Annotated in this window: 10 protein-coding genes and 1 pseudogene; 2 read left to right on the forward strand and 9 right to left on the reverse strand. The window is 59.8% G+C overall.

The window, feature by feature from the left end; translation table 11 throughout:
- From MKK53_RS00870 to MKK53_RS00885, 4 genes are all read right to left on the reverse strand, one after another.
- On the reverse strand, positions 1-97 hold a 97-nt coding region (locus MKK53_RS00870), incomplete at its 3' end, for a ParA family protein (RefSeq protein WP_243925967.1).
- A gap of 81 nt (positions 98-178) precedes the next feature.
- A complete protein-coding gene (locus MKK53_RS00875) occupies positions 179-568 on the reverse strand; it encodes a hypothetical protein (RefSeq protein ID WP_243925949.1) in 390 nt (129 codons plus the stop codon).
- Between the two features lie 21 nt (positions 569-589).
- The gene (locus tag MKK53_RS00880; protein ID WP_243925951.1) at positions 590-1,273 is read right to left on the reverse strand and encodes a recombinase family protein; all 684 of its coding nucleotides are present in this window, start codon (positions 1,271-1,273) and stop codon (positions 590-592) included.
- A gap of 123 nt (positions 1,274-1,396) precedes the next feature.
- Complete coding sequence (locus MKK53_RS00885) at positions 1,397-4,594, reverse strand: metallophosphoesterase (protein WP_243925953.1); 3,198 nt, start codon at positions 4,592-4,594, stop codon at positions 1,397-1,399.
- Between the two features lie 559 nt (positions 4,595-5,153).
- Here MKK53_RS00885 and MKK53_RS00890 point away from each other — a divergent pair.
- Positions 5,154-5,924, forward strand: coding sequence for a hypothetical protein (locus MKK53_RS00890; protein ID WP_243925956.1), 771 nt, complete (start codon positions 5,154-5,156; stop codon positions 5,922-5,924).
- Positions 5,925-6,142: 218 nt separating this feature from the next.
- Here MKK53_RS00890 and MKK53_RS00895 read toward each other — a convergent pair whose 3' ends face one another.
- From MKK53_RS00895 to MKK53_RS00900, 3 genes and pseudogenes are all read right to left on the reverse strand, one after another.
- Positions 6,143-7,015 carry an apolipoprotein A1/A4/E family protein gene (locus tag MKK53_RS00895; protein WP_243925959.1) on the reverse strand — a complete coding sequence of 291 codons (873 nt, stop codon included), beginning with the start codon at positions 7,013-7,015 and terminating at the stop codon, positions 6,143-6,145.
- A 346-nt stretch (positions 7,016-7,361) separates the two neighbouring features.
- A pseudogene (locus MKK53_RS25630) lies at positions 7,362-7,787 on the reverse strand (relaxase/mobilization nuclease domain-containing protein); the annotation flags it as partial.
- Positions 7,784-8,167: a hypothetical protein gene (locus MKK53_RS00900; RefSeq protein ID WP_243925961.1), complete on the reverse strand. Its 384-nt coding sequence runs from the start codon at positions 8,165-8,167 to the stop codon at positions 7,784-7,786. The pseudogene MKK53_RS25630 and the gene MKK53_RS00900, both read right to left, overlap by 4 nt.
- A 370-nt stretch (positions 8,168-8,537) precedes the next feature.
- Between MKK53_RS00900 and MKK53_RS00905 the strand changes: the two genes are divergently transcribed.
- Complete coding sequence (locus MKK53_RS00905) at positions 8,538-8,984, forward strand: hypothetical protein (RefSeq protein ID WP_243925963.1); 447 nt, start codon at positions 8,538-8,540, stop codon at positions 8,982-8,984.
- 73 nt (positions 8,985-9,057) lie between these two features.
- Here the strand turns inward: MKK53_RS00905 and MKK53_RS00910 are convergent, their stop codons facing one another.
- Positions 9,058-9,381: a hypothetical protein gene (locus MKK53_RS00910; protein WP_243925965.1), complete on the reverse strand. Its 324-nt coding sequence runs from the start codon at positions 9,379-9,381 to the stop codon at positions 9,058-9,060.
- The coding region (locus MKK53_RS00915) for an AAA family ATPase (protein ID WP_313901517.1) at positions 9,381-10,054 on the reverse strand (674 nt) is incomplete at its 5' end. The genes MKK53_RS00915 and MKK53_RS00910, both read right to left, overlap by 1 nt.

Here is a 10,054-nt window from a genome sequence, read left to right on the forward strand (position 1 = left end):
CGATCTCGCCGGCCTTCGCGGCGGCGACGGCGAGGGAGGCGGCCAGCGTGGTCTTGCCGGCGCCGCCCTTCTGCGCCGCCATCGTGAGAACCCGCATCGCGCCACCGCTCCATGCCGATTTGTCGACATAGAGAGATAGAGCGATATCGACGGACAAAGCAACGGGGAGCGGCGGCGTTTAGTAGGCCGAGTTGTCGAAGGTGCGGACCGGCAGGCCCCGACGCTCATAGGTCTCGCAGGACCGGCGATGGCTCCCCGTCATGTGCGGGCCGCGTGCCGTCTCGGCCTCAACGGCGATCATGTAGGCGGATCCAACGGGGCCCTGGCCCTCGCCCTTGGCGTAGGGCGCCGAGCTTGGGTAGCGCAGGTCCCACCATGCGCGGCGGACGTAGAAGCACTCGTATATGCCGATGCTGCCGTCCTGCGGGTCGGGCTTCGGATCTGCGAGGGCGTCATCCCGAGCAACCGTGATGTACTCGCCCTCGCGTGGCACCGCCGGCAGTTCGAAGTCCAGGGTGTACTCAGCCTCGCCGCCGCCCGGCGGAACAACGATCAGCGTCACCTTCATGAGGGTTCCCTCCTGCCGGTCTCACCCGGCCCGTCCTAGAACGCGTTGGACCTGCGATGCAGACCATTCGCCACCGCGAGCGGTGGTCACGCCTCGCTCGTTGAGAGCGGCTGCTACGGCCCTTAGGCTCGATACGCCGGCCGCCTGGATGCTGGTGATCACCGGCAGCACGTTCGCAGCGAAGGCAGCGGCGGCACGTGCGTTGGCCTCCTGCCCCGCCTTGCTGGCCTCGGCGAGGTTCGTCCGGTTGCCGAGCCGCACGCCCTGCGCCTTCTTGGCGGCGAGGGCGGCTTTCGTGCGGGCCGAGATCATCGCCCGCTCCTTCTCGGCGAGCGCGGCGTACATGTGCAGGACGAAAGGGTCGACGCCCTCGCCCAGCTCGGCGACCACAAACGGCACCCGCTGCGCCATCAGGCCGGCGATGAACGCCACGTCGCGCGACAGCCGGTCCAGCTTCGCCACCACAACCGCGCACTTGGCCTTGCGGGCAGCAGCCAGAGCGGCGGCGAGCTGCGGGCGTCGGTCGAGGGCGTCCGCCCCCTTGCCGGTCTCTACCTCGACGTGCTCGGCCGTGAGGGTATAGCCATGCGCCGATGCGAACGAAGCGAGGGCTACCCGCTGCGCGTCAAGCCCGAGGCCGCTCTTGCCCTGGCGGTCGGTCGAGACCCTGAGGTAGGCAACGAGGGGGCGGATCGTCTCGGACATGGCGGGGCGCCTCACTGTGTTGCACGATCATACCCACGTATGGAGATGTTACGCAGATTGATCTTACGACCAAGTGAAATCGATCTTTGTAGTCGGATCAGGAGGATCAATACCTGAAAGTAGCTACTGATTTTCTACATCTTTCCTCATCTTAAGCAAAAGCCTTTCACGCTTCAGTCTAGAAATCTGTTTCCTCTTATTGTCGATCTTACTCTGGCGAGTCCCACCTCTAAGATCCGCTATCGCGGTAGCAAGCGTATCCTCTAAGGCTGAAAAATGATCTTCTTTGAGGCGATCCAACCGACGAAGATGAGCTATATCGACTATAAGAGACCACAGTAGATACTTATTGTCTCTAAGGCGAGCTGCGAGGTTTTTAATAGCCAGGGGTGTCGCAGAAAGTCTCAAATCAGCGATAAGACATGTTCTAAAGAAATCAAAAATCTTCGGCTCGTCACGCTCTGATAACGTAGGCTCAGTCAATTGCCGTTCTAACTTCTCAGTTCCGAGAGAGTTAGAAATCATTCTGACATGCACGTAAGGAAGCTGGACCATCATCTGCCGTAAAAGGGTCGCATCACTCATGCCATGAGGAGCTTGTACCTCGTACAATGCTCCATTGATGCGAACCTTACGCTCTCTTGCAAGCCGAGGAGCAAAGCGCAGGGCTGCAATCAGAAGCACTGACCATCCTCGCCAAATAGCAGAGAGATGCCTGCGTTTATCCGCGTCAGGTATCAGCTCCATATTTTTAACGAGGCCGGAGTAAAGCAGAAGTGAAAGTGTTACTCTATCACTGTTTTTATCCACCTTCGGGCGATACATTTCTTGCCGATCATCGCCATCAGTCGGCAAATCTAGATCGAGCTCTTCGTCTTTTTCGTGTTGTGTAAGTGGAGGTTGCGCTATGTCCTCTACGACTTGATCAACGCCATCGGTCTTTTGATCAAACGGAATAGATAGATTATCGAGTTGAGCAAGATCTATATCACCGATATCTGAAAGAGCGTCTTTCAATATAGCTTTATGGCGTTCGGCAACTAGGTCGACAAGTTTTGAGTCGCTTCTAAGTTTTCCAGCATAATACTGGATCTCATTTACATAGCTCAGATATCGCTCTTCAGCTATCACCCAGTCTTTGAATTCGACATCTACAGTCATCCTTAAAGCGATAAAATATTCCAAAACGCCTCTGTATCTAAAGCTTAATCGACCTTCTATTTTAGAAATAAATATCCGAGCGGCTAAAAATTCCGATAGCAACTCATCCAAATTTACATACAAACCTCTCGCATCAATGTACGACTTCATTTCGGCGCGTATGGCTTCTTTTGTTGGAACGTAATCATCCTTTTGTGCCATCCAAGCCGCAAGATATGATAAAAGATCAGTTTTGTTGGTGTAGTCAAATGTTTCACGTCGGCTCTGTTCTATAGACGCCTTCCTTAAGACTGAATCAACAAATTGTTCCATTAAAACCGATCTATTTATCGGAGAAAAATTATATTTTTCCGACAATATTTCGATCAATATAGAGCCATTCGCAGCAGTGAAAGGTAGATTTATTTCTTTGAATTCTTCCTGCAAGCGATCCAGCCAAGTTTCTACATCGGTGCAGCGTTCATCCTTAGCGAGCAACTGACGCATATCGTTGCGTCTCAATTCTTTGATTTCAATAAAATCGAACCTAACAGGCATCTCGGGATCGATGCATGCGCCCATTTTAGTGGCCGACCACAATGGGCTAGAAAGTATATATCGAACTTTCGGAAAGCGTGCGACAAACTCGCGCAATACTTTCATGCGACGAATATCGCTAAATTGAACATCATCTATGAGTACGCAAGCATAACTAAGCTTAAGAAGAGACTCAACGTCATTTCCATCTGGAGGCAACTCTGAGCCAGATCTTACTTTTCGTAGCATATTGTCAGGGCTGATTGAAATATCCCCAAAGTCGATCATCATCGGCAGTCTTGGAAATGTTAATTCATTGGAATTATGTAAAATTTGATACCGTATTTCCTTTAATATCGTGGTACGTCCATACTCAGCTCTAGCATACACTATTAAGTTGCTATCCCCGTTTATGATTTCCTTGAACGGAATGGCGGTTTCTATTTCGACCTTCGCCTCATCGCCTACTGCGTCGTCTATAAAAGTACGCCGCATTGGAGGTGCAACGAAGCGAGTGTGAAGATCCTCGTCATCATCTTCAGTTTTCTCACGCGCGATTAGAGCCTCAAGCGCAGCGCCGGAGAGATGTTTTCGAAACATCTCTTCATCCACTGGCGTTGCAATCTTGCGAAAATGCTGACGCGCTTCCTGGGATGAATACCAGCGTCCACCTTCCACAACATCAATACCGTCGTCAAATTCGTTTCGATCTTTGAAATAAGAGCGAACTAAAGTCTCTACATACTTATGATCTCTATCCAATGTAAGAAGTGCATATCCATTATAATAATTTGTTCTAGACGAATATATTGCCCCAGCTTGGTCAGCGACAACGTCACCTTTCAATCCAATGATGCGTTTTGGTTGAGGGTCATGCATATGTCCGAAGAGATGGAGATGCGCATGGCGGCTTATTTCGCCTTCTAGATATCTACTGGATCTTTCGCTAAGCCATGCAAACGGGTGATGTGTTACAAAAATACGGAGGGATCCAGGGGTCAGCGCTCCCACAGCTTCCATCACTGCGTACTCAGGAACAACTAATTTTCCAGAGTCTTCTTCGAAAGATTTGTGGCCGCCTGCGGATAAAACTGCGGTGTTGAATACAACTATGTCGACATTTATTGACGATATATAATCGACTGTTACAAAAGAATTAGAGAGTCTTCGGCCTTTAATTCTTTCTCCGCTGCAAAGATAGCGCTCAAGCTCAAGATAATTCGCAAATTTATCATTTACCGCTGCGTCAAACGCATTGGCCTCATGAAGCTCATTAAATTTTTCAGTCTCGTTGCTATTTCCAATAATATTGCGCCACTCATGAGTTGCATCCGCGTGCTTTTCTAAACCGGTCCAAGACAAATCATGGTTGCCAGCCGCAATGAATATACGTTCGTCACTGCAGCCAGTCGCTTTAGAGACCTTGTCGATTAGAAAATCGTACGCCTCATCGTGCCCGTCGATACCCGCTGCCTGTACAAGATCGCCAGTAAACATAATTAGATCTGGCTTGCGATGCCCAATACATAAGGCTTTTAGATCTTTTATTAGTGCATCGACAACAATACCTTGCTCGCGTTGTCGGCGCTTCGAGAAATGAAAATCGCTGATGTGGAGGAGGGTGAAGAGGGAGGTGTCGGGCATTGATCGACACTAAGGGCTATTGCTGAGCTCTACAATGCCAGGTTGTTTGACGGCACTTCGACCCAAGTCGGCTGCTTATGCGATTGGCTTTCGGGCAACTCGGTTGGGGGTTAGGTAGCGGCATTGGTGACATCGTCACGCAGGGGTTCATGCCAATCCCTGGCCGCCGCGCCGCCGGTCGTCTCCGAGGCATCTCGGCGTAGTGTCCCCCCCTCCTGCTCGGTCGCCTACTTCGTCTGGCGATCAGGGGCGTAGGCCTCACAACAGCGCACGTTGACTTAACTGTGCCGCCCGGCCGACATGGACCATTCCGGCTGCGTTCGCTCTGGCGAGTCGTGAGCCGGTGTCAGGAGAGATCAGCGCCGCGAGATAGACCCTGAAAAGCCAACGGCCCCCCGTCGCCAAACGGAGAGCCGTCGAAAACCTGAGGCCTTGTGAGCCGGGGCGTGCTGCCCCTCACAAGCCACGTGACCCCCTCGGGAGTCAAGCTGGAACCCCCGTTCCGGCAACAGGGAAGGCTTGCCTGGACCCTACCGCGGCCCATGAGGGACCGGGTTCGATGTTTCACGCCACCATGCGGTCGGCGATCGAGGGTGCGCGGACACTCGCGCAGATCGACCACCTGTCACGCCAGATTTGGCAGGCCCACGCCGCCGAGACCGTCACCGATACCGAGGCGCAGGGCTTGGCCGAGCTGCTGCACACCCGCAGGGGTGCAATACGGGAGGCCGTGGCGCCTGTGGGCATTCCGCTCGGTCGTGTGACGCTGTTCCCGCCGAAGCGCCTGCAACGGGCTCCTGAGCGGTCCGTGGCGATTGAGCGGCGGCGGCGGCTGGCCTGCTCCGGCCCGATGCCGCCCGCCCTCGCCAGCAGGTTCACCACCGGGCAGCTCGCGGTCCTGCGGATCGTCGGCGACGAGATGGCCCGCAACGGCGCCTGCGGGCTGTGCATCGACGCCATCGCGGCACGTGCGGGCGTCTGCCGGCGCTGGGCTCAAGCCGCGATACGGCTGGCTGAGGGCGACGGGTTGCTGACCATCCAGGAGCGGCGGCACCAGAGCCGGAAATCAGACCCGAACCTCATACGGATCATCAGCCGGGAATGGTTGGCCTGGCTCCGGCGGGGCGGGCGATCCGTGGCTCCGGCGCTGTTCGGCAGCATAGGGTGCACTAAGGTTCGCCCCACGGATAAGGGAGATCCACAGGAGAGGGCTGTAGATACGGAACCGTCTAAGGAGCTGCCGGGACGGCAGGGTCGCGGCAACGGCGCATCTCGCCCAGAATCCGCGTGGGTGGCGGGATCAGGGTCGGGGCGGCGCCTTGCCCGGTGACGGCCCCGATTCTCGCCGTAGGAGGGCTCTCGCCTTAGCGATGATCGTCTGCATGTAGGCGACAGCCTCCCGCATGGCGGGCTCGACACGAACCCACGCGGCCTGGACCTGCCGGGCCGTGTAGCCGAGGCGTAGGACCGCCAGGGCAGCCGCGAGGTCTCGGGCGGCGCGGTCTCCGCGAGTGCGCAACCGCGCCGCCTTGAACGCCGTCTCGGCCGTCAATGGTACGTGCTCAGGATCCATATAACGCCCTGGTAGAGTGCCGCCCCGAGGCCGATGCTCACTGCCGTGTGCAGGCCGGTCGCCCGCGCGATCTGCCACGTGCGCCGCTCCAGCGCCGCGCTCAGCGACTTCCCGACCCGCTTCAGGTCCGCCATGCAGGTCTCGAAAGTCCGCATTGCGCTGATGTTCAGGTCCGCCAAGGCCTTGGCGTCCTTCGTGGCTGTCGCGAACCCGTCCTGTGCGTTGAGCGCTGTGTTCGCGATGCTGGTCTTGGCCGTCGCCGCGGCGTTCTCGATGGCGCCGACCGCCTTCGCCTCGGCCTGCGCGATCTTGGACGTCGTATCCGCCCCGAGGCTGCTCACGGCCCCTACCGCCGCGTTCCTCATGCCGTGCATCAGGATCGAGGCCTCCCGCCGGATCTCCTCGATGGTCTCCGTCATGGTCTTCTGTGCCGTCGAGGCGATCTCCGTTGCCGTGTCCCGCATCTCGCGCATCCGGTGATAGGCTGCGGTCTCCACTCGCTCCATCAGCATGTGAGCCATCCGCGAGGTGCGGGCCATCTCCCGGCGCGCGTCCTCCCCGGCCGACCGGATCTCGGCCGTCAGGGTTTCCGTGGCCTTCAGGGCCCTCTCCGTCGTGGAGACGACCTTGAGCTCCAACATCGCCATTCGAGCCGTGATCCGGTCGTCCAGCCGCTTCTCGAAGTCCGCTATCCGGCTCGCGACCTGGCCCGCGATGGTCTCCGTCCGGTGCGTCTGGCCGAGGAGGGTGTTCATGTCCCGCCGGATGTCCTGCAGCAGCAGCAGCATCTTCGGGTCGTGCGGCTCCGGCGTGGCAGCGGGCTGCTTCGGCGTCGGTGTCCTTGCCATAACGTAATCCCCTTTTTTCCAGTGATTTCCAAGTAAAGCCTTTGCCGAGGGACGAGCCCTTCATGGCTATGCCGTCGAGGCAGAAGCTTATTCCCGAGATTGTGCCTGTTGATGCCAAGTTGAGACGGACTTGAACGCCGAGGACTTCGAGCCCTCGACAGAAATCTGTGAGCGTGCACCCGGTACCCAGCGCCGCTTGGACGAGCTGTTGCAGACGGGCCTTGATTGCGAGCGCGCCGGCGCGTTCGGCCTGCACCCGCTCCCCATGCGTGAGGCGGGCCGCGAGCGGTGGCAGTACGTCCGGGTCGGTGAGATGCGAGGGCCTGTCCGCCGCAAGCTGGAACTCGTGCTCCAAGGCCCGCACCGCCGTTTCGCTTCGGCGGTAGTCGTGGGAATCGCTGACGACAGACCCGTCCTGGCGTACCCTCGACAGGCAGATATGCAGGTGCCGGTCGTCGTGCCGGACGGCTGTGAAATGCTCGAACCCTTGCCGGCGGGCCCAGGCGATGGCGACGGCTCGGGCTGTCGCATCCGAGGGTGGGGGCGCATCCGGGCGGAAAGACAGGATTGTGCGCACGCCCGCCTTCGCCAGCTTCGGGCGCAGAGATCGCAGTCGCTCGAACGAGCGCGCGATTTCCTGAGGCGTCCGACCTGGAAGGGTCGAGTGCAGAAGGACGACCCTCGGCCGCTCTCGGCCCTGATGGTCCCTCGGCCCAAGGTCGTAGGCGATCACCGGCTCGAAAGCCTCGAACTTCTCGCTGAGAGCGATCATGCTGCACGGGGGTCCACCCCAAGAAAGCGCATCCCGAGAAGCTGCGCAGTGTCGGCGAGCTGCCGCAGCACGTTGGGCGCGATACCGGTGACAGTCCCTGCCTCGGCGGCGTCGGCGATCCGCGTGAGATCCCCGGCGACACAGGCGAGGGTGCTGGCCGCCTCGATCTCGCAAGCGGTCGGCGGCAGGACGGCAACGGCGGATGTCGCGCGCCGGAGGGCGGCTTCACGGATGAATGCCCTCAGAGCAGTTCTGACGGCTTTGGCGCGGGCGGCGATGGTCGCCCATTCCGCCTCGCTCACGTCCAGATTGATGCGTCGAGTGCGGAGCGGGCCCGCCTGCCGGGGCGCTTTCGGCTTCGCCCGATACCTCTTGGTCACGCCGTCCTCCGGGGGTGACGAGCGCAGCGAGGAACCTCGCCCAGCCGTATGGCTGGGCATGGCCTGAACTCGCTCGCTACGTACTACGCAAGCGACATCGCTCGCACGGAGGCTATTGGTCGAGCTTTCGCCCTCGCCAGCCTGCGGCCCAAGAAGATGTCTCGTGAGGATGTGCTGGATTCGCTGACCGCCGCATAGCCCCCACAAGCGGGACAACTGCGACATGTTGTCAGGCCGCTGCGCGATACGTGACCCTCGTGCCTCAGGGTCGTTCTAACGGCGGTTTGAGGCCTTCAAGGCGCTTGTAGCGCGGCTGCGAATATGACCGCGATAGGCGGGTCGCATCACGTGACCTGTTTCGGAGCCCGCCATGAACCCCGCCTTCCCCGCCTTCCTCACCCTCATCTGCACGCTGGTCGCCGCCGGCATCGTGACATTCGTGACGCCGGTTCCGGCTTTCGTGCCGTTCCCAGATCTGGATCCGGACCCCCTGCCGGCCGATATTTCGGCAGCGGTCGCGTACGCCCGCGACCGGCAGCTAGAGGCCGAGAAGGCTCAGGATTGGGCCGAGCAGGTAGCCGCGGTACAGGGCAAGGAGGCGGCCCGGCTCCTCATCGAGAACAACACGATGCGGGCGCGCCTCAAGAGCGCTGACACCAAGATCAAGGCCCTTGAGGAACTCAAGTTGCCGGCTGCGATCGAGCTGGTGGCCAAGATGTCTGATACTGGACAGGGCGGTGATAGCGGCGGCGATGGAGACGGCTCCGAGTCCGCATCGTCAGACTACACGCCGAAGGGTCCAAGTCGGCGCTCGTGAGGCCCGGCCGGGCTCGGAGGAGAGTGGCCAACTTGGCCACTCTGTTGACCGCGCGAGCGGCCGGGCCGGGGTATCAGCGGCCTGTGGTTAGGTCGGCGAACGTGTGGCCTCGGGTGGCCAGATAGTCGCGGACAGCTCGGCGCAGGATCTCTTGAGCCTGCACCCCGTCCTGCACCGCGACCATCCGCAGGGCCCTGAGCACGTCCTGGTGCGCGTACAACGTGACCTTCGGCAGCGGCTTGGCGCCGGCCGCCGGAGCGGGATCTGGCGACACCTCGATATCGCGCGAAGGCGCTATGGCTTCATCGCGATTTGTCGACATGTCGCTTTCTCGCTTTGCCGACACGCTTGCCAGCCGCTCTTTGCGCAGGGCTGCCGCCATTTTTGGTGCTGCCATCAGGCCTTCTCCTCCAGCTTCGATTTCACCCACGCCCACAGCTCGGCGATCTCCTCGGCCGCCAGCCCTTTCGGGCGCCATTCCGTCACCCCGAGACCGAGGGTCATCGCGTCGAGGTGATCCGTGCGCAGCGCGATCGAGCCGGGGTAGAGCGGCCCGATCTCCACCAAGGCCTCAGCCGCATCCTCGACCCGCGCGAAGGCCGCGGCTTGGGTCTGGTTCAGCACGAAGGCGTACCGGCGTTTGAGGCTGTCGAGCCGTTCGGCCGTCCGGCGCGTAGCGGTCAGGTCAAGCAGGCTCGGCCGGACCGGCAACAGGGCAAGGTCGGCCTGCTGAAGGGCCACCGTGACCTCAGGGCCGATGACGCCGGCCGTGTCGATCATGACGAGCGTCGTCTTGCCGTGCGCCCGCAGGCGGCGGACCAGATCGGCGAGGCCGGCCGCCTCGACCGGCTGGTAGATGATGTCCCGAGCCTCGCGGCGCTCGCTCCACTCCCTCAGGCTGCCCTGCGGGTCCAGGTCGACGGAAACGACGATCTCGCCGGCCTTCGCGGCGGCGACGGCGAGGGAGGCGGCCAGCGTGGTCTTGCCGGCGCCGCCCTTCTGCGCCGCCATCGTGAGAACCCGCATCGCGCCACCGCTCCATGCCGATTTGTCGACATAGAGAGATAGAG

Source organism: Methylobacterium sp. J-076 (assembly GCF_022829405.1).
Taxonomy (GTDB): Bacteria; Pseudomonadota; Alphaproteobacteria; order Rhizobiales; family Beijerinckiaceae; genus Methylobacterium.

Coding starts and splice junctions, on each gene's coding strand:
- MKK53_RS00880 (WP_243925951.1), bottom strand. CDS start 1,273: ATGTCCGAGACGATCCGCCCCCTCGTTGCCTACCTCAGGGTCTCGACC.
- MKK53_RS00885 (WP_243925953.1), bottom strand. CDS start 4,594: ATGCCCGACACCTCCCTCTTCACCCTCCTCCACATCAGCGATTTTCAT.
- MKK53_RS00875 (WP_243925949.1), bottom strand. CDS start 568: ATGAAGGTGACGCTGATCGTTGTTCCGCCGGGCGGCGGCGAGGCTGAG.
- MKK53_RS00895 (WP_243925959.1), bottom strand. CDS start 7,015: ATGGCAAGGACACCGACGCCGAAGCAGCCCGCTGCCACGCCGGAGCCG.
- MKK53_RS00890 (WP_243925956.1), top strand. CDS start 5,154: ATGTTTCACGCCACCATGCGGTCGGCGATCGAGGGTGCGCGGACACTC.
- MKK53_RS00910 (WP_243925965.1), bottom strand. CDS start 9,381: ATGGCAGCACCAAAAATGGCGGCAGCCCTGCGCAAAGAGCGGCTGGCA.
- MKK53_RS00905 (WP_243925963.1), top strand. CDS start 8,538: ATGAACCCCGCCTTCCCCGCCTTCCTCACCCTCATCTGCACGCTGGTC.